This window comes from Winogradskyella sp. HaHa_3_26 (genome assembly GCF_019278425.1).
Lineage (GTDB): Bacteria > Bacteroidota > Bacteroidia > Flavobacteriales > Flavobacteriaceae > Winogradskyella > Winogradskyella undariae.
In genome coordinates, this window is record NZ_CP058981.1 from 1,288,166 (window position 1) to 1,312,305 (window position 24,140).

At 31.4% G+C, this 24,140-nt stretch carries 18 protein-coding genes and 2 tRNA genes; 12 read left to right on the forward strand and 8 right to left on the reverse strand.

Annotated features, from left to right (window positions below; translation table 11 throughout):
- Positions 1-7 precede the first annotated feature (7 nt).
- The 5 genes from H0I32_RS05600 to H0I32_RS05620 are packed head-to-tail and all read left to right on the forward strand — an operon-like array spanning position 8 to position 9,382.
- Positions 8-1,204: a DUF2062 domain-containing protein gene (locus H0I32_RS05600; RefSeq protein WP_179312735.1), complete on the forward strand. Its 1,197-nt coding sequence runs from the start codon at positions 8-10 to the stop codon at positions 1,202-1,204.
- On the forward strand, positions 1,197-4,871 hold the full coding sequence (locus tag H0I32_RS05605; RefSeq protein ID WP_179312734.1) for an MMPL family transporter: 3,675 nt from the start codon (positions 1,197-1,199) through the stop codon (positions 4,869-4,871). The genes H0I32_RS05600 and H0I32_RS05605 overlap by 8 nt, the downstream gene beginning before the upstream one ends.
- Before the next feature lie 6 nt (positions 4,872-4,877).
- Positions 4,878-6,422, forward strand: coding sequence for a phytoene desaturase family protein (locus H0I32_RS05610; protein WP_179312733.1), 1,545 nt, complete (start codon positions 4,878-4,880; stop codon positions 6,420-6,422).
- Positions 6,423-6,428: 6 nt separating this feature from the next.
- Positions 6,429-8,096, forward strand: coding sequence for a C45 family autoproteolytic acyltransferase/hydolase (locus tag H0I32_RS05615; protein ID WP_179312732.1), 1,668 nt, complete (start codon positions 6,429-6,431; stop codon positions 8,094-8,096).
- Positions 8,093-9,382, forward strand: a complete 1,290-nt coding sequence (locus H0I32_RS05620) for a phenylacetate--CoA ligase family protein (protein ID WP_179312731.1) — start codon at positions 8,093-8,095, stop codon at positions 9,380-9,382. The genes H0I32_RS05615 and H0I32_RS05620 overlap by 4 nt, the downstream gene beginning before the upstream one ends.
- 166 nt (positions 9,383-9,548) lie before the next feature.
- Here the strand turns inward: H0I32_RS05620 and H0I32_RS05625 are convergent.
- From H0I32_RS05625 to mutS, 3 genes are all read right to left on the reverse strand, one after another.
- Positions 9,549-9,632 (reverse strand) — tRNA-Leu (locus tag H0I32_RS05625).
- Positions 9,633-9,681: 49 nt separating this feature from the next.
- Positions 9,682-9,753, reverse strand: a tRNA-Gly gene (locus tag H0I32_RS05630).
- Positions 9,754-9,846: 93 nt separating this feature from the next.
- On the reverse strand, positions 9,847-12,459 hold the full coding sequence (mutS, locus tag H0I32_RS05635) for a DNA mismatch repair protein MutS (protein ID WP_179312730.1): 2,613 nt from the start codon (positions 12,457-12,459) through the stop codon (positions 9,847-9,849).
- Positions 12,460-12,642: 183 nt separating this feature from the next.
- Between mutS and H0I32_RS05640 the strand changes: the two genes are divergently transcribed.
- Both H0I32_RS05640 and H0I32_RS05645 read left to right on the forward strand, forming a co-directional pair.
- Positions 12,643-13,179, forward strand: coding sequence for an RNA methyltransferase (locus H0I32_RS05640; protein ID WP_179312728.1), 537 nt, complete (start codon positions 12,643-12,645; stop codon positions 13,177-13,179).
- Positions 13,180-13,276: 97 nt separating this feature from the next.
- Positions 13,277-13,924 (forward strand): class I SAM-dependent methyltransferase, encoded by a 648-nt coding sequence (locus H0I32_RS05645; protein WP_246293561.1) that lies wholly within the window; start codon positions 13,277-13,279, stop codon positions 13,922-13,924.
- A 187-nt stretch (positions 13,925-14,111) separates the two neighbouring features.
- Here H0I32_RS05645 and folK read toward each other — a convergent pair whose 3' ends face one another.
- On the reverse strand, positions 14,112-15,260 hold the full coding sequence (gene folK / locus H0I32_RS05650) for a 2-amino-4-hydroxy-6-hydroxymethyldihydropteridine diphosphokinase (RefSeq protein WP_179312726.1): 1,149 nt from the start codon (positions 15,258-15,260) through the stop codon (positions 14,112-14,114).
- Between the two features lie 211 nt (positions 15,261-15,471).
- Between folK and H0I32_RS05655 the strand changes: the two genes are divergently transcribed.
- The 5 genes from H0I32_RS05655 to H0I32_RS05675 all read left to right on the forward strand — a co-directional run bounded on the left by H0I32_RS05655 (position 15,472) and on the right by H0I32_RS05675 (position 21,056).
- Positions 15,472-16,176, forward strand: a complete 705-nt coding sequence (locus tag H0I32_RS05655) for a queuosine precursor transporter (protein WP_179312724.1) — start codon at positions 15,472-15,474, stop codon at positions 16,174-16,176.
- A 158-nt stretch (positions 16,177-16,334) separates the two neighbouring features.
- The gene (locus H0I32_RS05660) at positions 16,335-19,007 is read left to right on the forward strand and encodes an AsmA-like C-terminal region-containing protein (RefSeq protein WP_179312722.1); all 2,673 of its coding nucleotides are present in this window, start codon (positions 16,335-16,337) and stop codon (positions 19,005-19,007) included.
- 126 nt (positions 19,008-19,133) lie between these two features.
- Positions 19,134-19,997, forward strand: a complete 864-nt coding sequence (locus H0I32_RS05665; protein ID WP_173587107.1) for an RNA polymerase sigma factor RpoD/SigA — start codon at positions 19,134-19,136, stop codon at positions 19,995-19,997.
- Positions 19,998-20,216: 219 nt separating this feature from the next.
- Positions 20,217-20,411: a 30S ribosomal protein S21 gene (gene rpsU, locus H0I32_RS05670; RefSeq protein ID WP_173587106.1), complete on the forward strand. Its 195-nt coding sequence runs from the start codon at positions 20,217-20,219 to the stop codon at positions 20,409-20,411.
- 126 nt (positions 20,412-20,537) lie between these two features.
- Positions 20,538-21,056, forward strand: a complete 519-nt coding sequence (locus tag H0I32_RS05675; protein ID WP_173587105.1) for a gamma carbonic anhydrase family protein — start codon at positions 20,538-20,540, stop codon at positions 21,054-21,056.
- Positions 21,057-21,084: 28 nt separating this feature from the next.
- Here the strand turns inward: H0I32_RS05675 and H0I32_RS05680 are convergent, their stop codons facing one another.
- The 4 genes from H0I32_RS05680 to H0I32_RS05695 form a co-directional block, all read right to left on the reverse strand.
- Positions 21,085-21,432 carry a GTPase gene (locus H0I32_RS05680; protein ID WP_179312720.1) on the reverse strand — a complete coding sequence of 116 codons (348 nt, stop codon included), beginning with the start codon at positions 21,430-21,432 and terminating at the stop codon, positions 21,085-21,087.
- Positions 21,433-21,465: 33 nt separating this feature from the next.
- The gene (murI, locus tag H0I32_RS05685) at positions 21,466-22,248 is read right to left on the reverse strand and encodes a glutamate racemase (RefSeq protein ID WP_179312718.1); all 783 of its coding nucleotides are present in this window, start codon (positions 22,246-22,248) and stop codon (positions 21,466-21,468) included.
- Positions 22,249-22,311: 63 nt separating this feature from the next.
- Positions 22,312-22,812 carry an OmpH family outer membrane protein gene (locus H0I32_RS05690; protein WP_173587102.1) on the reverse strand — a complete coding sequence of 167 codons (501 nt, stop codon included), beginning with the start codon at positions 22,810-22,812 and terminating at the stop codon, positions 22,312-22,314.
- Positions 22,813-22,853: 41 nt separating this feature from the next.
- Positions 22,854-24,005: an OmpH family outer membrane protein gene (locus tag H0I32_RS05695; protein ID WP_246293560.1), complete on the reverse strand. Its 1,152-nt coding sequence runs from the start codon at positions 24,003-24,005 to the stop codon at positions 22,854-22,856.
- Positions 24,006-24,140 lie beyond the last annotated feature (135 nt).

Here is a 24,140-nt window from a genome sequence, read left to right on the forward strand (position 1 = left end):
CAACAAAATGAAGGATATTACCACACATCATAAACTAAGCAGCTTAAAATGTTGTGTAATTATACCAACCTTTAACAATCCTAAAACGTTGCAACGCGTTATCAATGGCGTTTTAAATTACACAGAAAATATTATCATCGTTAATGATGGTTCTACTGATAATACATTAAAAATTTTAGAAAGCTTTTATGAATTAAAACAGATTCATTTTGAAGAAAATAAAGGAAAAGGAAAAGCTCTACGTACCGCTTTTAAACATGCCGAGAATTTAGGATATCACTATGCAATAACGATAGATTCTGATGGGCAACATTTCCCTGAAGATATACCTCAATTTATAGAAGCATTAGAAAGTTCTGAGGATAAAAATTTACTACTTATTGGCGCAAGGAATATGAGCCAAGAAAGTGTTCCTAAAAAAAGTAGTTTTGGAAACAAGTTTTCTAATTTTTGGTATTGGGCAGAAACCGGAATTAAACTGCAAGACACACAATCTGGATTTAGACTCTACCCTATTCAACATTTAAAAAATTTAAAATTTTATACTTCAAAATTCGAATTTGAAATAGAAGTCATTGTAAAAGCTGCTTGGTCTGGTACTAGCGTTAAAAATATTCCAATTCAAGTTTTATATGATGAAGATGAGCGTGTTTCTCACTTTAGACCTTTTAAAGATTTTACACGAATAAGTATCCTAAACACATGGCTCGTTATACTTACTTTACTTTATATAAAACCTCGTGATTTTTTCAGGAAATTAAAAAAAAAAGGATTTAAGCGTTTTATAACTGAAGATGTTATTGGCAGTAAGGATTCTCCTCAAAAAAAAGCACTATCTATAGCTTTGGGTATTTTTATTGGTATCACACCTCTATGGGGAGTTCAAACTGTGACCGTTATTTTTTTAGCTTTGATATTTAAACTGAATAAAACTATTGCTTTTGCTTTTTCAAACATTAGTCTTCCCCCTTTTATTCCCTTTATTATCTTTACAAGCTTTCAGTTAGGAAACTTTATTCTAGGTGAAAATGTAACGTTTCATATTACTGAAATTGTAGCTGATTTTGAAGTTTTAAAACATCTTAAATCTTATATCGTCGGAAGTTTAGCTTTAGCATCACTATCAGCAATATTTATTGGAATTTTAAGCTATTTACTTTTTTTCTTTTTTGAAAATAAAAATGTAATCCCAACTAATGGATAATATATTTTACAGTACATACAACTATTTTAATTCTAAAAAATGGCTTGGTTTAAGCATTTTAGGAATCTTGCTATTGACTTTAGTTTTTGTGGCTTCTAAAATTGAATTTGAAGAAGACATCACTAAACTAATACCTAGTAATGCAGAAAATTCAGAACTACAAAAGGTTTTAAAAAACGTAAACTTTACAGATAAAATTATTGTAAACATCACTAAAAGCAAAGATGGCTCTGTTGAAGATTTAACCCAGTATGCATCGCAATTTATTGACAGTATCAATGCGTCTTCAAGTCCATATATAAAACAAATTCAAGGACAGATTGATGATAAAGAAATTCAGAAAACAGCCAGTTTTATATATGATAATTTACCGCTTTTTCTAAATGAAGCAGATTATAAAACTATTGCGAACAAAATTGAGAAAGATAGTATTGATGCTATTACACTAAAAAACTATAAAACGCTAATTTCACCTTCGGGCATTGTTGCTAAAGATTTTATATTAAAAGATCCTTTAGGATTATCATTCATTGCTTTAAAGAAATTACAAGAATTGAGTTTCGGTGAAGATTTTACGTTGCAAAACGGTTTCTTAGTTAGTAAAGATAAACAGCATATTCTCTTATTTATCACACCTGCTTTGGGTTCTAACGAAACCGCTGAAAACACACAGTTTGTAAAAAATCTTTACGATACTAATGCGAAATTAAACCTCACTTTTCAAGATAAAGTTAATGCTGAATATTTTGGTGGAACTTTAATTGCTGTCGCAAATGCCAATCAAATAAAAAGCGACATTCAGCTTACGGTTGGGATTGCCTTAACGGTTCTTTTACTCATATTTATACTTTTCTATAAAAAATTAACAGTCCCAATTATCTTATTTGTGCCTACGATATTTGGTGGCCTTTTAGCCATTGCATTACTCTTCTTAATCCGCGAAAAAATATCTGCCATTTCCTTGGGGATTGGCTCAGTCCTACTAGGTGTTACACTCGATTATTCCTTACACATCCTTACCCATATTAGAAGTAATAACAATGTAAAAAACCTCTATCAAGAGATTTCAAAACCTATTTTAATGAGTAGTCTAACTACGGCTTTAGCGTTTTTGTGTTTGTTATTTATCAACTCACAAGCTTTACAAGATTTAGGGATTTTTGCAGCCGTAAGCGTTATTGGTTCGTCTTGTTTTGCTTTACTTTTTATTCCTCAAATCTATAAAGAGCAAACAAAAACGATTAAAAAAAACACTGCTTTAGACAAAATAGCCTCTTACAATATTCATAAAAACAAATGGGTAATCATAGGCTTATTCTTATTGTGCTTTGGTAGCTTATTCACTTATAACACCGTTATTTTTAATAATGATCTAAGTGAAATGAATTACATGCCAAAAGATATCGAGGCTGCAGAATTAAACTTAGATAAACTTATTAATAGCACCTCAAAATCTGTATACATTGCTGCTTATGGTGATTCTGAAGAAAAGACACTTCAAATTAATGACGCCATTTTAACGAAGCTTCAAAATTTAAAAACCGAAGGCCAACTTATTAACTTTAGTTCTATCAGTACATTTGTACATTCTAAAAAACAACAAAACCAACAAATTGAACGTTGGCAATCTTTTTGGAATAGAAATACTATTGAAAACACAAAACAACAGCTTATAGAAAGCGGAACTGCTTTAGGTTTTAAACCCGAAACTTTCAACTCTTTTTATACGCTTTTAAACACCAAATTCAAACCTCTAAAAAGTAAAGATTACAAAGCAATAAACATCTTTTCTGTGGATGATTATATTGCTACTAAAGACAATTACACCACCATTACAACCTTAGTAAAAGTAGAACAAGCAGATGCTGTAATGGATGCTTTTAAAGCGGATTCTCAAACGTTAGTGATTGATAGAAAACAAATGAATGAGACCTTATTAGGGAATCTAAAAAACGATTTTAATAGTTTAATTGGGTATTCACTAATTGCAGTCATTCTTATTCTTTTACTTTTTTACAGAAGCCTTTCTTTAACTTTAGTAACGGGAATTCCTATTTGTTTAACTTGGTTATTAACCATTGGAATAATGGGATTATTTCATTTAGAATTCAATATTTTCAACATTATCATTTCAACTTTTATTTTCGGGTTAGGGATTGACTATGGCATTTTTATGACCAACGGTTTATTACACGAATATAGAACGGGTGAGAAATCTTTAACCACACATAAAACGTCTATTTTACTTTCGGTAATCACTACCATTTTAGGTGTTGGTGTTTTAATTTTTGCCAAACATCCTGCATTATATTCTATATCTTTGGTATGTTTAATTGGCATTACATCTGCCGTTCTTGTTGCATTTGCTATTCAACCTTTATTGTTCAAATTATTTATTGGTAGTAAGACCAAACGACCAATATCATTACGATTATTAATTCATTCTATCATCTCATTTACCTATTTTGGTTTAGGCGGTATTTTATTATCTCTGTTTAGTGTTACCATTTTAAAAATCATTCCACTTCCTAAGAAAACAAAGATGAAATGGTTTCATGTATGCATTTCAAAATTCATGAAATCCGTATTGTACACACATCTTTTTCTAGTAAAAAAAGTGATTAATGAACCGAAAGAGGATTTTAAAAAACAAGCCATAATTATAGCAAACCACACGTCGTTCTTAGACATTTTAGCCATTGGAATGTTACACCCAAAAATTATTTTCTTAGTAAATGATTGGGTTTACAATTCGCCTGTATTTGGAAAAGCCGTACAATTAGCTGGCTTCTATCCGGTATCTAGTGGTATTGAAAATGGATTAGACCATTTAAAGAAAAAAGTAGAACAAGGTTACACTTTAATGGCTTTCCCTGAAGGCACACGCTCTAAAACCCATAAAATAAAGCGTTTTCATAAAGGCGCATTTTATTTAGCAGAACAATTTAATTTAGATATTGTATCTGTACTTATTCACGGTAATTCCGAAGTGATTCCTAAAGGAGAATCTATGATTAGAGATGGTCATATTACTCTAAAAATCATGGATAGAATTACACCAAACGATTCTAGATTTAGCAACAATTATTCGCAGCGGGCTAAACAAATTGGTTCTTATTTTAGAACTGAATTTAGTGCCTTCAGAAAAGAAAGAGAAGGTGCAACTTATTTTTACAAAACACTTTTAGACGATTATAGATACAAAGGAGATTCACTTTACAAATGCGTTAAAAATGATATTAAAATTAACAAAGATATTTATTTAAAGGTGCTACATACGGTTAGTGTAAAAGATACCATTTTACATTTGTCAGACGATGCAGGTCAGCTCGATTTCTTATTAGCTTTAGATGGTGTAGATCGAAAAATCGTTTCTTATATTAAGAATATTGAAAATAGAATTATTGTCAAAAACAGCTTTATCACCAATTCTCGAAATATTACTTGTCCAGATTCTATAGAAGAAACATTCGCTTTTAAACCAAATACTTTAATCATAAATAATATTGATATTACAGAAACACAACTAAAATCGATGCTACATCCAAACTTAAATTATATTATATTTTTGAAAGAAAACAGTTCTAAATTCACTTTAAATAAAATTGATTTGGGATTCGTTAGCACATACGAAACAGAAAATTTGACTATCTTATCAAAACAGTAAAAAAGCATGAAATCTCATTACGATGTTGTTATAATAGGAAGCGGTTTAGGTGGTTTAGTTTCTGCCAATATATTAGCAAAAGAAGGCTATAGCGTTTGTGTTTTAGAAAAAAATAATCAGTATGGTGGTAACTTACAGACCTTTGTTCGCGATAAAACTATTTTTGACACAGGTGTGCATTACATCGGTGGCTTAAACGAAGGACAAAATCTATATCAATACTTTAAGTATCTCGATATTATAGACGACTTAAATCTAAAAAAGCTAGATGAGGATGGCTTTGATGTCGTTACTTTTGAAGGCGACGACAATGAATACAAACACGCGCAAGGTTATGATAAATTCATTAAAAATTTACTAATTGAATTTCCTGATGAAGAAAAAGCCATTATAACCTATTGTGATAAACTTCAGGATATTTGTAATCAATTTCCTTTATACGGATTGAAGCACGGCAAGCCTTACTATGAAAACACAGATATTTTCAGCTTAAAAGCAAAAGATTATATCGACTCTATAACAGATAATAAAAAATTACGCGCTGTCCTTGCTGGCACCAATTACCTATATGCTGGTGATGCCAATCGCACACCTTTTTACGTGCATGCGCTAACCGTCAATTCATATATAGAAAGTGCTTACCGTTGTGTAAATGGAGGTAGTCAAATTTCTAAATTATTAATTAGACGTTTAAAGGAAAATGGTGGTGATGCTTTTAAGCATCATGAGGTGGTTAAATTTGGATTCGAAGACAAGAACATCAGTTCTGTTTTCACCAAAAACGGTAAAGAAATTAAAGGAGATCTATTCATTTCTAATATAGAACCAAAGCTGACTATAAAATTAGTTGGTGAAGATAAATTTAGAAAAGTTTACACTAAACGCATCAATAATATCGAAAGTATCATCGCTGGTTTTAGCCTTTATATTGTTTTAAAACCAAATACTTTTAAATATCAAAACAAAAATATTTACCACATAAAAGATCCTAACAAGATTTGGGACGGACAAGATTACACTACAGAAACTTGGCCTGAGGGCTATATGGCATCTATGGGGATCAATAAAAAAACAGATGTTTATGGAGAAAGCTTAACTGTAATGACCTTTATGCGTTACGAAGAAGTAGAACCATGGGAAAACACATTTAATACTGTAGCAAATAAGAATGAACGCGGACAAACCTATGAAGAGTTTAAAGCTGAAAAAGCTGAAAAACTTATTCAAGAATTAGAAAAAAAATATCCAAATATTAGAGACTGCATTCAAGAAACATATACCTCAACACCATTATCTTATCGCGATTATATTGGCTCTAATAGAGGCTCTATTTATGGCTATGTAAAAGATGCTAATAATCCTTTAGCGTCCTTTGTTTCACCACGTACAAAAATTAAAAATTTATTACTTACAGGACAAAGTTTAAACATGCATGGCATTTTAGGAGTTACCATTAGCGCCGTACTCACCTGTTCTGAAATTATTGGTATGGAACCTTTATTAGAAAAAATATTAGATGCTAATAAAACCGACGAAAGCATCGAAAATTAAATGATCATGAAGATTAACTTAAGCATATATCATGGGCTTTTACTTCTTCTTTTTGTAAGTCTAACCTCGTGCGGAATTTCAAAATCATTACATGATGTTCCCGATGTAAGCGCTTATAATCCGGTAATTCCAGAACGCGTTAAAACTTCTGATTCTAGCTTCACCCTAGGAAATAATCACCTAAGCAAAAACCAACAAGGTTTATGGGAACTTTATGTTGAAGGAAATCCTTATCAGAGAGGTTTAATTACAGGAAGTCTTACTCAAGAATTATTCCATAAACAGGAAAGTATTTTTGTTTCTAAAATAGACAAATTTGTACCTTCTAAAACTAAACAAGCTTTATTAAGACGCTTTTTGGCTTGGTATAATAGAAAACTATATCTTAATGTTCCATTAGAATATAAAACAGAAATTCTAGGCCTTTCTAAATATGCTTCCCCTGACTATAATTACATTGCAGATCCTTATTTAAGAGTTCTTTATTTTCATGGCGCCCACGATATTGGCCACGCTTTGCAAGATTTAGCCTTAGTTGGTTGCACATCATTTGCTGCCTGGGATGAAAAAACCGCAGACGGAAGTCTAATTATAGGTCGGAATTTAGATTTTTATGCCGGCGATGATTTTGCTGAAGAAAAAATTGTATCCTTTACCAATCCAACAGAAGGCAATAAATTTATGTCGGTAACTTGGGCCGGAATGTTAGGTGTTCTTTCTGGTATGAATGAACATGGTTTAACCGTGACCATAAATGCAGGAAAATCTAAAATTCCGCTCATAGCAAAAACACCTATCTCTATTTTAAATCGTGAAATTTTACAATATGCTTCAAATATTAAGGAAGCCATTGCTATTGCAAAAAAACGTCAAGTATTTGTTTCCGAATCTATTTTAGTGGGAAGTGCTGAAGATAGAAAAGCTGTAATAATTGAAGTGTCACCTCATAATTTTGGTGTGTATGACGTTCAAAATTCAAATCAATTGATATGCTCTAACCATTTTCAAAGTGAAGCTTATGCAAATGATAAAAATAATTTAAAACATATAGAAGAAAGTCATTCGCAATACCGCTACGAACGCATGGAAGAACTTTTGGACCAAAACCCAAAATTGACACCAGAAATAGCCGTAGATATTTTAAGAAATAAAGAAGGCTTACACAACAAAGCTATTGGCTATGGCAATGAAAAAGCTTTAAATCAACTATTAGCACATCATTCAGTCGTTTTCAAACCCGAACAACGTTTAGTTTGGGTATCTTCAAACCCTTATCAATTAGGCGAATTTGTCGCATACGATTTAAATGAAATATTTAAAACCCCCACAAAAACTGCTCTTGCAAATACGGCTTTAAATATTGAGGAAGACCCTTTTCAATACACAGAAGCTTATAAAAATTATCAAAGCTATAGACATCTTAGACATGAAGTACTCACAGCAATTGATAATAATGACACTATAGATTTAGAAAAGCTTTTACAGTTAGAAAAATTAAATCTAGAATACTGGGAATCCTATTATATCGTTGGCACTTACTATTATAAAAAAGGATATTACACAGCAGCTTTAGAGGCTTTCAAAATCGCTAAAACAAAAGAAATTACTACTGTTCCTGACGAAGAACAAGTAGATAAATACATTAAAAAATTAAAAAGAAAGTTAGAATTATGATTCCTGAAATAGAATATGCTTCCAAAGCTAAAATAAATAACTTTCAAGTTGAAAAACTAAAGGTTCTTTTACAGTATTTAAATACAAATTCTGCTTTTTATAAGCGTTTATTTAGCACTCATAAAATTGATATTTCAACTATTAATTCGCTTGAAGATTTAGCTGTAATTCCAACGACCACAAAAGACGATTTACAGCAATATAATGACGATTTTATTTGTGTCCCAAAAAACAAAATTGTGGATTATGTAACGACTTCGGGTACTTTGGGAGATCCTGTGCTTTTTGGACTCACCGATAACGATTTAGACCGTTTAGCTTATAACGAAGCTATCTCTTTTGCTTGTGCAGGCGTTGGACAAGATGATGTAATTCAGCTTATGACCACAATAGACCGACGCTTTATGGCAGGGTTAGCTTATTTTTTAGGCGCAAGAAAACTTGGTGCCGGAATCATTAGGGTTGGTAATGGTATTCCGGAACTACAATGGGATTCTATTTTAAAATTTAAACCCACCTATATTATCGCAGTACCTTCCTTTTTATTAAAATTGATAGAATATGCCAAACAACATCACATAGACCTCAACAACTCAGGAATAAAAGGAGCAATTTGTATTGGTGAACCTTTAAGGGCTCAAGATTTTTCGTTAAACACCTTATCTAAAAAAATAAAAGAAAGCTGGAATATAGAATTGTATTCTACTTACGCTTCTACCGAAATGAATACGGCTTTTACGGAATGTGAGCAACAAAAAGGAGGACACCAACACCCCGAATTAATTATTACAGAAATATTAGATGATAACAACCAACCTGTAGCCAAAGGAGAGTCTGGCGAACTTACCATTACCTCCTTAGGTGTAGAAGGTATGCCTCTACTTAGATTTAAAACAGGAGATATTGTAAAAGCACATTATGAAAAATGTGAGTGTGGCAGAAACACCAAGCGATTAGGACCTGTGATTGGCAGAAAAAAACAAATGATAAAATATAAAGGCACAACTTTATATCCACCAGCAATGCATAATATTTTAAACGATTTTAACGAGGTAGAAGCGTTTGTTATAGAACTTTCTCACAATTCCATAGGAACTGACGAAATCCTCATTAAAATAGCCGTAAACACACCAAGCGAAAGCTTGTTACAAAGCATAAAGAATCATTTTAGAGCAAAGCTACGCGTATTGCCAAAAATTGAATTTAGCGACAAAAAGGAAATTCAGAAATTACAATTCCCAAAAATGAGTAGAAAACCAGTAATGGTTATTGATAAGCGGAAGTGATTTTAAATATTAAGCTAAGGCTTACCTAAAAATAAGAATATATTGATAAAGCAATTCAAAGTACTGAATTGCTTTTTTATTTTAGATATCTATCATAAGATAGCATCTCAAAACCTATTTAAACGCAAAAACCTCTTGAAAATCAAACGATTAACAAGAGGTTTAGTACTGAAGACGGGACTTGAACCCGTACGTCCTAATGGACATTGGATTTTAAGTCCAACGTGTCTACCAATTCCACCACTTCAGCATTATAATTACAAATAAATGTAATCAAATTGGTATATTTTTGTATTCAGAGCGAAAGATGGGATTTGAACCCACGACCTCCACCTTGGCAAGGTGATGCTCTACCCCTGAGCTACTTTCGCAATTTTAATGAACGTTTCGCTCTGTAAGCGGGTGCAAATTTACACTTTATTTACATACCACCAAACTTTTTTCGAAAAAAAATTAAAAAAATTTTAAACTGGCTTTTTCTTCACCAACATTCTCTTAATTTCATTGAGCTTCATTAAAGCCTCAACAGGTGTTAAGGTATCTATGTCCGTATGGATGATTTCGTCCTTAATTTCAACGAGTAAGGGATCATCTAAATTAAAAAAACTAAGTTGTAAATCGTCTTTTAACCCTTTTACTTTATCGGTTAATTCTTCACTAGAATGCGATTTCTCTAATTTCGATAAAATTTTGTTTGCACGTCGGATAACTTGTTGCGGCATCCCCGCCATTTTAGCAACATGAATACCAAAACTATGTTCACTTCCGCCTTCAACCAATTTTCGAACAAAAAGTACATTATCTTTTAATTCCTTTACAGCAACGTTGAAATTTTTAATACGACCAAAAGTCTCAGTCATTTCATTTAACTCATGGTAATGCGTTGCAAAAAGCGTTTTAGGCTTAGATGGATGCTCGTGTAAATATTCACTAATAGCCCAAGCGATAGAAATACCATCGTATGTACTGGTTCCTCTTCCTATTTCATCTAACAACACTAAACTTCGATCTGAAATATTATTAAGAATAGAAGCGGTCTCATTCATTTCTACCATAAAAGTAGATTCACCCATCGAAATATTATCGCTAGCTCCTACTCTAGTAAAAATCTTATCTACCAATCCTATACGCGCTTCTCCTGCAGGCACAAAACTCCCTATTTGCGCTAATAATACAATTAAAGCAGTTTGCCTTAAAATAGCCGACTTACCAGACATGTTAGGCCCCGTAATCATAATAATTTGTTGCGTTTCTCTATCTAAAAAAACATCATTTGCAATATAAGGTTCACCGATGGGTAATTGTTTTTCAATCACTGGGTGACGACCATCTTTAATTTCTAAATCGTAACTATCATCAATTTGTGGGTACACATATTTATTTGCATTTGCTAAACTTGCAAAACCACATAAACAATCTAATTGCCCAATAAGTTGTGCATTCTCTTGTACCGAAATAATAAATTGATGCATCCAAGTGACCAACTCACCAAATAATTGTTGCTCTATAGCTAAAATACGTTCTTCTGCCCCTAAAATTTTTGCTTCATATTCTTTAAGCTCTTCGGTAATGTAACGCTCTGCATTTACTAAAGTTTGCTTTCTAATCCATTCTTCAGGTACTTTATCTTTATGTGAGTTACGAACCTCTATATAATACCCAAAAACGTTGTTCGATGCTATCTTTAAAGATGTTATGCCTGTTCGTTCGCTTTCGCGCTTTAGCATATTATCTAAATAAGTTTTTCCGGATTGAGACAAACCTCTTAATTCATCTAATTCTTCTGAAAAACCAACAGCAATTGTATGCCCTTTTAAAACATTTACAGGCGCTTCTTCGTTTAAGGTTTCCTTTATTTTTTCGCGCAATAAATCACAACGATGTAAATTATCACCTAGTATTTTTAAAGCTTCATTCTCGCAAGTTTCCGCTACCAACTTAATTGGCACAATAGCATCTAACGAGTTTTTAAGTTGAATAACCTCTCGTGGGGAAACTTTTACCGTTGCTATTTTTGAAATCAGACGTTCAATGTCTCCTATTTGTTTTATTTGTGTTTGAACCTTTTCTAAAACCGTTTCGTTTTCAAGTAAATATTTGACGACTTCGTGACGCTGCTTTATTTTTTCGGCATGCTTAAGAGGCAATGCCAACCAACGTTTTAGCATACGACCGCCCATTGCCGAAATCGTTTTATCAATTACGTTAATTAAAGTTACAGCATTGGCATTGGTAGAATGGTATAATTCTAAATTTCGGATGGTAAATTTATCCATCCACACATAATCATCTGTAGCAATTCTAGAAACCGTAGCAATATGTTCTAATTTATTATGACGTGTTTCTCCTAAATAGTGAAGTACCACACCCGATGCAATAATCCCTTCATATAAATCTTCAATTCCAAACCCTTTAAGCGTTTTAGTATTAAAATGTTTGGTTAAAGTTTCATTGGCATAATCGGCTTGAAAAACCCAATCTTCCAAATAAAAGGTATGAAAATCATTTCCGAAGGTTTCAGAAAACACTTTTCTACTTTTCTTAGAAACTAAAACTTCACTTGGATTAAAATTCTGAAGTAACTTATCTACATATTCTGCATTTCCTTGAGACGTTAAAAATTCACCTGTAGAAATATCCAAGAATGCAATTCCGATACGTTCTTTTTCGAAATAAACAGCCGCTAAAAAGTTATTCGATTTAGAATGTAAAATATCATCATTAAAAGCCACACCTGGTGTTACCAACTCTGTAACTCCACGTTTTACAATAGTTTTGGTTTGCTTAGGATCTTCTAATTGGTCGCAAATAGCAACACGTTCACCTGCTCTAACTAATTTAGGTAAATAGGTATTTAAAGAATGATGTGGAAAACCAGCCAACTCAATTTCACTCTCACTACCCGCACCACGCTTGGTTAAAATAATATCTAAAATTTTAGACGCTTTAACAGCATCGCTACCAAATGTTTCGTAAAAATCACCAACTCTAAACAATAATAATGCATCAGGATATTTTACCTTAATGGCATTATACTGTTTCATTAATGGGGTTACTTTTTTTGCGGATTTAGCCAATGGTAATCTGGTTTTAAGTTATATTTTTGTCTTGAAAAATTTCAAGATTGCAAGTTTGCTAAATTACTTATATTTTGAGGCTTATTAAAACCGAAAGACTAGAAGTTATTTACAGATGTTGATAATTACACTTTTCAGACCTGCAAGGTTTTAAAAACCTGATAAGTCTCCAAAACGATAAAAATGCGTAAACTAAAAAACGAAGAACTAGACCGATTAGAAGTTTCAGAATTTAAAACAGCTGAAAAATCACCAATCATTATTATACTCGATAATATTAGAAGCTTAAATAATATTGGTTCTGTGTTTAGAACTAGTGATGCTTTTTTAATTGAAAAAATCTATTTGTGTGGTATTACTGCACAACCACCGCATAACGACATTAGAAAAACAGCCCTAGGAAGTACAGAAACCGTAGATTGGGAATATGCAGAAAACACCTTAGATGTTATTGAAAAACTAAAGGCAGAAGATGTTAATATCTGCTCAATAGAGCAAGCTGAAAATGCTACGATGTTAAACAAATTTGCACCTCAACCTCATAAAAAATACGCTTTTGTATTTGGAAACGAAGTAAAAGGTGTTGCACAAGATGTTGTTGATACAAGTGATGTTGTGATTGAAATTCCACAATACGGAACCAAACATTCCTTAAATATTTCTGTGAGTTGTGGTGTGGTGATTTGGGATGTGTTTTCGAAGATAGAAGATAGAAGATAGAAGATAGAAGATAGAAAATAGAAAATAGAAAGTTATACTCTTATTTCTTGAACAAAGTTGAACAACTTCGCTTTTTATTTACCTTAATAAAGAACAAATGAAAAAACCTTGGCCTACTAAAGCCGTAATGGAACAGATTTACGACAAGAAACTTTGGGGCGGAAAAGACTTTGATTTCTATTCAGGTGAAGGTTCTCATCATACAGAAATCATTCAACCTTATTTAGATTCGATTATTAGCTTCCTTAAATCTCATGATAATGATTTAGTGGTTTGCGATTTAGGTTGCGGTGATTTTAATATTGGAAAACAACTCACTAAACACACTAAAAAATATATTGGGATTGATATCGTTGAAAATCTAATTGAAAGAAACAAAACACTTTTTAAAGCTAAGAATTTAGAATTTCATTGTTTAAATATTGTAGAAGATGAATTACATAAAGCAGATTGTATTATTATAAGACAAGTCCTTCAACATTTATCTAATGTTGAAATACTTAAGATTGTAGAGAAATTTAAAAACTATAAATATATAATTCTTACAGAACATTTACCTCAAGGTAATTTTGAAGTTAATAAAGATAAAATTGCAAGCCAAGGAATTCGATTAAAACAAAATAGTGGTGTTAATCTATTGAAAGCTCCTTTTAATTTAGAAGTAAAGGAAGAACATCTACTTTCAGAAATTCACCTTGAAGATAACAAAGGCTGTATTGTAACTGTTCTTTATAAAACTATTTAATAAAGTTTTAATTATTACGCTGAGATGCGCTGAGTAACACGAAGTTTTCACAGAGAGATTTCTCTCAATTTTAAAATTATCTTATTTCAATTTTATTAAGCCTAAACTGCTTACTGCTTACTGCTTACTGCTTACTGCTTACTGCTTACTGCTTACTGCTTACTGCTTACTGCTTATTGCTTACTGCTTACTGCTTACTGCTTACTGAAGAATCATTAATTTCACCCAATAGCCACAAATAATCTTCACGAGACTTTACAAAATCTTTATCTGAAATATCAATAATCTTGACATTCATCTCTTGTTGACTCTTTAAAAAATCGAGATAACCAGCATTTATTTTTTCGAGATAATCGTCCTTAATATCTTTTTCGTAATTACGACCTCTCTTTTTTATGTTAGCCTGAAGTCTTTCTGTATTCTGATATAAATAAATGTACAAATCTGGCTTAGCGATATCTTTATAAACCTGGTAGAATAGTTTTCTGTACAATCTAAATTCATCTTCTGGCAAGGTGATTTTAGAAAAAATTAAAGACTTAAACACATCATAATCACTCACCATAAAATCTTTAAACAAATCGAATTGCGATAAATCGTCACTAATTTGTTGGTAACGGTCTGCTAAAAACGACATTTCTAAAGTAAATGCATAACGCTCTGGTTCTTTATAGAATTTTGGCAAAAATGGATTATCTGCAAAACGTTCTAAAATTAATTTCGCATTAAAATCTTTAGCAATCTTATTTGCTAAACTCGTTTTCCCAGCTCCAATATTCCCTTCAATAGCAATATAACTGTGATTATTAAAAGCGTATGCTGCTCTTGGATTTTCTAAGTGAAAATCTAAAGATTCAATTTCTGAATTATCCTCGCATTCTGAAAGTAATAGCTCAATAGATTTATTTAAAACAGGATGTTCAAAATCTTTCGCAATATCTAAAAGTGGCTCTAAAACAAACTTACGCTTATGTAATTCTAAATGCGGAATCGTTAATGTTTTTTCCTCAATAATTTCATCTTCAAAAAACAAAATATCTAAATCAATTTCACGAGACTCATAACCTTTAGTCGTTTTTGATTTTCGCCCCAACTCTACTTCTATAGTCTGGAGTTCTCTCAACACTCTTTTAGGTTTCAATTCTGTATCTACCGTTATGCAAGCATTATAAAAATCATCACCTTCAAATCCAAAAGCAGGTGTTTTATAGACTTTAGAAATCTTTTTAACTACACCAATACGCTTAAAAACAGCATCAATAGCCAATTGCAAATACTGCAATTTATGACCTTTGTTACTTCCTAATGCGATGTGAATGGTTTTGGTTGGCTTCATAAATAAATACGGATTCTATGCCGAATCGGGATGGACAAAATAACTAAAACAAAATCTATTATGCTAATGATTTAAGGACTGTTCTTTTAAAAATAAAATCTTTTGTTTTTCATCATCTTTTTCTAATCCAGAATAAACTTAAGTTTAAGTAACTATTACAACAAAATCAAATTCTTTATCTTTACTGAAAACAATCTACAACCACAGCTTAATGACATTAAGAGACAAAATTTTAGCACAACGTATTTATCTCTTACTTGGCGGACTTTTTATTACATCGCTTGTCGTTTCAAATTTAATATTTCAAAAATTCTTTTATTGGTATCCTTTAGATATAGAAATCTTTGGTTCTAAATTATTTGAGATTTCTGTCGGAATTCTGCCTTATCCTATAACTTTTTTAATTACCGATTTAATTAGTGAGATTTATGGAAAAAAAAGAGCCAATGATATTGTGGTGGTTGGAATTTTTGCCTCGCTATTTTCCTTATTAATTATTTTTACCGCAAGTAGCATGCCTGCTACAGAATGGTCTTATGTAGACAACAAAATGTTTGATACGGTTTTTGGAAATACCACAATTGCTGTTTTTGCGAGTATGCTCACCTACCTATTTGCGCAATTTGTAGATATTCAAATTTATCATTTTTGGAAACGTATTACTAAAGGAAAACACTTATGGATTCGGAATAATTTTTCCACTTGGCTTTCTCAATTTATAGACACTTTTACAATTGTCTCTTTACTTTGTAGCTTTGGCATTATAGATTGGGCTAATTTTAAAGGCTTACTCATAAGTGGTTTTATTTTTAAAGTTATAGTTGCCATATTAGATACGCCGTTTTTATATCTTGGTGTTTACTTATTCCGGAAACGTTTTAACTTAAAAGTTAATCAAGAAATAGATTTACTTTAACACCCATACAACTAAATAATAGTATTTTTATTAATACAAATTAGACCTTACTAAATCATTAAAATCTTCTTAAACTTATTGATATTAGCAACTTTTATGCAGAAATTTGCGTATATATATAGTATTGAGATGTTATTTTACCAACCCAAATAGAACTTATGAAGAAATTTTTAAAAATTATCGGAATCGTATTAGTCCTTTTTATTGCAATACTTGTAGCTATTCCTTTTGTTTTAGAATCTAAAATAGATGCCATTGTTCAAAACTATGCAGATGAAAATTTAAATGCTGATTTATCTTTTGATGATATTAGCCTTAGTCTTATTAGTAGTTTTCCTAAAGCAGAAGTTAGTGTTGAAAATTTAAAAGTAATTAATCGCGCTCCTTTTACTGGAGAAAGTTTAGCAACTGCGCAATCAATTTCTTTTGAAATGGGAATGATGCAATTATTAAATGGAACAGAAGACCCGTTAGAAATCAATGAAATTATCGCTAACGAATTACTCTTAGTCATTAAAACCAATAAAACAGGTGCTGTAAATTACGATATTGTAAAAGAAAGTGAAACCACTACAGAAACACCAACAGAAACAGAAAGTTCAGCGGGCTTTAGTTTTGATATTGATAACTATGAATTAAACAATAGTGCCTTTACCTATATAGATGAAACTTCTGATATGGCATTCTACCTTACAGAAATTAACCATAAAGGAACCGGAATTTTCTCTGGCGGGAAATCTGAATTAGACACTAATACTGAAGCAAACGTTAGTTTTGCGATGGATAGCACTTCTTATTTAACTAACACCCATATTAAATTAGATGCGTTAATTGACTTAGATTTGGAGCAAGAAAAATATACCTTTAAAGAAAACAAAGCCTACATTAATGCATTACCATTAGAGTTTGATGGTTATGTACAATTGGTAGAAGCCGGACAACAGATAGACATCACTTTTAAAAATCCGGGAGCTACGTTTAAAGATTTCTTGGCGATAATCCCTGAAGCTTATGCTAAAGATGTTGCCAATGTTAGCACAACAGGAAACTTTTCATTCACAGGAATTGTAAAAGGTTTAGTTTCGGAAGAAACAATCCCGACTTTAGATATTAATTTACTTTCGGAAAATGCTTCTTTCAAATTTCCACAACTTCCAAAAAGTGTAAAAAATATAGGTATTGATGTTTCTATAAAAAATACAACAGGAAATGTTGATGACACCTTTGTTAATATTGACAAGTTAAATTTTCAAATTGATGAAGATGTTTTTAAAGCCGAAGCTTCTATTAAAAATCTAACTAAAAACATGTTAATAGCAGCGAAGCTAAATGGCTCTTTAAATTTAGCAAATATCACCAAAGCATACCCTGTTGAATTAGACAACGAACTTAGTGGAATTTTAAAAGCCAACATAAGCACCTCTTTTGATATGGATGCTATTGAAACCAACGCTTATCAACGTATTAAAAGCGTAGGAAATATTTCGTTATCTAATTTTGTATTTTCTTCAGATGACATTCTAAATCCAATTCAAATTAATAAAGCAGATTTAAGCTTTAAACCAGGAACAGTTAGTTTAAATAGTTTTGATGCCTTAACCGGAAAAAGTGATTTTTCTGCAACAGGAACAATCAACAACTTACTTGGTTTTATGTTAAGTGATAAAAACTTAGAAGGTAATTTCAACTTAAACTCTAATACATTTGCCCTTTCAGATTTTATGTCTGAAGATACTGTTACTACTGAAACAGAAACTTCGACTTATAACAAATCAACCGAAACTGAAGCTGTTGCAGAAGCTCTTAAAATTCCAGCATTTTTAGATTGTACCATTACTGCTAACGCTAAAACTGTTATTTATGATAATCTAAATTTAAAAAATGTAAAAGGGAAATTAGTAATTAAAGATCAAACGGCTAGTCTTCAAAATATGACTACAGATATTTTTAATGGACAATTAGGCATTACAGGTAGTGTTTCTACTAAAAATGAAAAACCAACCTTTGATATGAAGTTGGGAATGCAAAATTTTGATATTTCGCAGTCCTTTTCAAAATTAGAAATGCTAAAATCTATAGCACCAATAGCAAAAGTACTTCAAGGTAAATTTAACTCTACTATAGATGTTAGCGGATTACTAGACAGTAGTCTTTCTCCAGACCTAAGTACTATTTCTGGTAGTGCTTTAGCTAAAATCCTAACAGATAAGGTAGATACAAGTAACAGTCCTCTATTAAGTAGTTTAGATAGTAAACTAGATTTTATTGATTTTAATGGACTTGACCTTAAAGATATTGTAGCTAACTTAAGTTTTGAAAATGGAAATGTTTCAGTAAAACCATTCACTATCAACTATAAAGACATTCCTATTGAAGTATCGGGCACGCATAGTTTTACAAACACGATGAATTATAGTGCTGTTTTACAAGTACCAGCTAAATATTTAGGAAGTGAAGTCAATCAATTAATAGGAAAAATCAATGATGGCGAGGTAAATAACCTAACGGTTCCTATAACAGCAAATATCGGCGGTACATTTGCAAGTCCTAATATAAAAACAGACTTAACGAGTGGTGTTACTAACTTAACAAAACAATTAGTTGAAATTGAAAAACAGAAATTAATTGGTAAAGGAAAAGATAAAGTTAGCGATTTATTAAGCGGTCTTGTCGGAGGAAATTCAAACACTACAAAAACAGACTCTACAGCAACATCTGAAGAATCTACAAAACAAAGTACAGAAGATAAAGTGAAAGAAGGTGTCGGAAATATTCTTGGCGGACTCTTAAAAGGAAAGAAGAAAAGTACGGACGATAAAACAGAAGATTAGACCAAAATAAGACCGTTAATCGGTTAAAATAAAAAAAATCAACCACTTTTTGTTAATAATTGCATAATTTTTTGGAATTCTTAATAATTAGGTTACATTGAAGGTTCACAAAATTTCAAAGGATACATGAGGCAATTAAAAATCACCAAGCAGGTTACCAATAGGGAAGATAAATCTTTAGATAAATATCTACAAGACATAAGTAAGATTCCGTTGATAACAGCTGATGAAGAAGTGGAATTAGCACAACTTATTAAAAAAGGTGATCAAGCTGCACTAGATAAATTAACAACAGCCAATTTAAGGTTCGTTGTATCAGTTGCAAAACAATATCAAAATCAAGGATTAAAATTACCAGATTTAATTAATGAAGGTAATGCAGGTTTGGTAAAAGCAGCAAAGCGTTTTGATGAAACTAGAGGTTTTAAGTTTATTTCTTATGCTGTATGGTGGATTAGACAAGCTATTTTACAAGCTTTAGCAGAACAATCTCGTATTGTACGTTTGCCTTTAAATAAAATTGGTACTATTAATAAGATTAATAAAGCCTTTTCTCATTTAGAGCAAGTAAATCAAAGACCACCAAATGCAGATGAAATTGCTGGTGAATTAGATCTTAGTGTTCGTGAGGTAAAACAATCAATGAAAAATTCTGGTCGTCACCTTTCTATGGATGCGCCATTGAAGGATGGAGAAACTTTTAGTTTGTATGATGTTGTAAGTTCTGGTGAATCACCAAGACCTGATCACGATTTAATGCGTGAGTCATTAAATGTAGAAGTAGAACGTGCTTTAGAAACATTAACACAGAAGGAAAGTGATGTTATTCGCTTAAACTTTGGTATTGGAGATCAACCACCAATGACATTAGAAGAAATTGGAAGTATCTATGATCTAACACGCGAACGTGTAAGACAAATTAGAGAAAAAGGAATTAGAAGATTAAGACATGCTAGTAAGAGTAAGATCTTAAAAACATACTTAGGATAAATTAACTGCTTTAAAATAATTTTACTTTAAAGCCTGAAACATAGATTCTTCTACTAATGATATAGGTTTAGCCTAATGATTTTATAGTAAGAATAGTATTGAAACTTTTAAATTTAAAAATAATTGTTTAAAAGTTTCAATTAATTTTTTATTTTCAAATAGTTAAAGTATATTTGCCGACCGTTTGCAAGAATTAGTTAATAAAAATATATCGATATAATGATTAAAATCGAAATCAAAGAAGGAGAAAATATAGAACGTGCACTTAAGCGTTATAAGCGTAAACACAGAAATGTGCAAATTATGCAAAACTTAAGAGAAAAGCGTTATTTCGCTAAACCTTCTGTAACAAGAAGAAGAGAAATTCAGAAAGCTGAATATATCCAAGGCTTAAGAGATGCTGAAAACGTATAGTTTTCTCATTCATAAAATTAAGATTAAAGAGTAGCAAATATGCTACTCTTTTTTTGTGCCATATTTTATCATATTCAAGTTTTTCATTTTATCTTTAAGGTATAATAATTCACTAAAAAAGAAGTTATGCCACTTATAAAAACCGTACAAGGAAAACACCCTCAAATCCCAGAAGATTGCTACGTTGCAGAGAATGCAACTATTGTTGGAGACGTTACATTAGGAAGCCAATGCAGCATATGGTTTAATGCCGTAATTAGAGGCGATGTACACTACATTAAAATAGGAAACAAGGTGAATATTCAAGACGGTGCTATAATACATGCAACGTATCAAAAATCACCAACAACAATAGGTAACAATGTGTCTATTGGCCATAATGCAATGGTGCATGGTTGTACGATTCAAGACAATGTACTGATCGGTATGGGAAGCATTGTTATGGATGATTGCGTTATAGAAAGCAATAGCATTATTGCAGCAGGAGCTGTGGTTACTAAAAATACAATCGTAAAATCTGGAAGTATTTATGCTGGTGTTCCTGCTAAAAAAGTAAAAGACATTAGCAAAGAATTAATTTCAGGTGAAATTGATCGTATCGCAAACAATTATGTAAAATATTCAGGTTGGTTTAAGGAAGAATAAGAATTGTTTTATAGATTATTCTACAAAATTAAAGACTCACTTTCAATCTCTCAATTAAAGCTTCAACAGATGAAATTTCATTTAAGATGTCTGGAGTTAAAACTGTAGTAAATTTAATTGTTTCTAGTTTTAATATTGTAGGATAATTTAGCTTTACACTAGGGAATTTGGTTTCAAATTCATCTTTATGATAAAATTCCATTTGAAACTGACTTTCTGCTCTAAAGTTTTTCCATATTGTATTTTCCTTAAACGTATCATGTGTTAAAGCACAAAGACTGCATTGATATGTTGAAGGACTCAATAATTTATGACCAATATCTAATAGGTTATTTAACTTTCCTGAGTTCGCATTATAAACAAATAGTAATTTCATAAAGTCTTAGTATGGAAAACTTAATTAACCTTACTAAAATTTTAAATGAGTTACATTAAATTTATTATCGAGTATTGTATTTAAAACTGCAATATCACTGTTTGATAACAATTCTATTTTTGGATTTTCTGAAGAAGGATTAAGCAAATCTAAAGAAGCTAATACCACTTTTGTTTGGTTTGCTACAGCTCTTCCGGAGTCAATAATTTTAATATGACTAGGAAGCATTTTAGATAGCATAGGTATTAAATAAGGATAGTGTGTGCAACCTAACACTAGGTGATCTATATTCTGCTCTAACATGGGCTTTAAATAGATTTCTAGAAGAGATTTCATCTTATTAGAATTTAACTGACCAGATTCTATTAACTGAACAATACCATCCCCTTCTTGTTCTATAATCTTAATTCCTTCAGAATATAGATCTGTAGTTTTATGAAAAAGTTGACTACTTAAAGTTCCCTTTGTAGCCAATATACCAATAGCCTTGGTTTGTGTATTTAAAGCCGCAGGTTTAATAGCTGGCTCTATTCCTATAAAAGGAATATTATAGTTTGCTCTTAAGTAATCAATAGCATTTGTAGTAGCCGTATTACAAGCAATTACAATAGTTTTACAACCTTTATTTATTAAGTATTCAGTATTTTTAATACTAAGCTTTATAATGTCTTCTTTAGACTTATTTCCATAAGGAGCATTTATACTATCGGCTAGATAAATGCAATTTTCATTTGGTAATAGGGAATGAATTTCTTTAAAGATAGAAGTCCCACCAATACCAGAATCAAATATACCTATAGGTTGTTTATTACTCATGAGTACAAAAATAAAAAGTCGCTTAATAATAAGCGACTTTCTAAATAATTATTTTAATAAGGATTACATCCCTAATTGCTTTTTAACATCTGCCATAAGATCTTTTCCGTCAGCTACAATAAGCATTGCAGAATCAACTACATACTTAATTCCTTGAGCTTTAGCTACTGCTTTAATTGCATTATCCGCTTTTTCAACAATAGGTTTTAAAAGATTAAATTCTTTTTGTTGTAAATCTTTCTGAGCTTGTTGTTGAAACTCACCTAAGCTTTGCTTAATTCCTTCAACTTCTTGCATACGCTTCATATTTTCTTCTTCAGATTTCGTTGCAGATTCAGCATCATATTGCTTTAATTTTGCATCTAATTCTTTAATAGAAGTTTGAATATTAGCTTCGTAAGTTTTACCTAATTTTTCAATTTCAGATTGCGCTTGTGTATAAGCTGGCATTGACTTAATTAATTCTTGCTTATTGATATGAGCAACTGTGCTTTGTGCAGAAGCTAAACTTGTAGCCCCAATAAAAAGTACTGCTGCAAATAATAAAGATTTTAAATGTTTCATTTGATTTAATTGTATTACGTGTTATTTAAATTTATTGATTATTAATCTTTTTTAGCATTTGCTATAGAATCATTCTTTCTAACCTGTTCTTCACGATCTTTACGTGCTTTTAGTCTTTGATCTATAATTCTCTGCTTTCTTTCTTCTAATTCTTTTGCTCTAGCTTCTCTTTCTTTTAATTTTTGAGCGCGTACTTCAGCAGCTAATTCTGCTGCAGTTTTTGGTTTTTTTATTGTTGTAGAATCGTTTTTAATAAGTCCTTCAACTTTCGTGCTATCCGTTTTTATAATTGACTTTTCTACAGCTGTAGTATCTTTTTTAATAGTTACAGAATCAACAGCTTTAACTTCTTCTTTCGCTTCCTCTTTAGTTTCTTCCGAAACCTCAGTACTTTTATTTCTTGCTTCTAGAGCATTTTGCCTACGCTCTTCTGCCTCTTTCTTTTTAGCTTCTCTAAGTTCTTCTTGTGCTTTTTTTCTATCTTCAATTGCTTTTTCGCGCTCTGCACGTTTAGCTGCTAATTGAGCTTCACGTTGTACTTTACGATCTTCTAAAGCTTGTTGTCTTGCATCTTTATCTCCATCAACTACTGGCACTACTTCCTCTTCATCTAAAGCTTTACGTTCTTTTTTATTTTTAGCTTGTGTACGTTTTGATGTTCTAGTGATTGTTCTCAGAACTTGTTCACTCATATCGTAGCGTTCTGCTGAGTAAAGCATAACAACATCTGCAGATCTATCAAAAACAAAATCGTAACTTTTAGTTTCTGCAATTTCTTGTACAGCTGCAAAAATTTGATCTTGAATAGGCTCTATCAATTGACGTTTCTGAATCATTAAATCGCCTTCAGGTCCAAAACGTTTTTGCTGATAATCTAATACCTCAGCTTCTTCAAAAGAAATATCTTCAAAACGCTCATCGTATAACTCTTTAGTTAAAAGAACACTTTCGTTATTTAGTTCTTTCTTCTTTTGTTCAATAGCATTTAATTTTGTTTCAATTTCAGATTTCCATCCTTGAACTTTTTTATCTAACTGAGATGAAGCTTCTTGATATTCTGGCACATTTTGTAAAATATACTCAGTATCAATATAACCGATTCTAACACCACGTTGCGCATGTGCACTAAAACTTAGTAGACCAATGATTATTAGTAAAAAAAGAACTTTAAATTTCATCATTTTATTTTTCATATTTTGAGACAATTTAATCGTAATGCTAAATATACTATTCATTTAGTATTACTAATCTTCAAATTTAACGAAATATATTCTTAAAAATTTTAACAATGTGATGAAATACTTATTTTAATATTAGAAAATATCGTG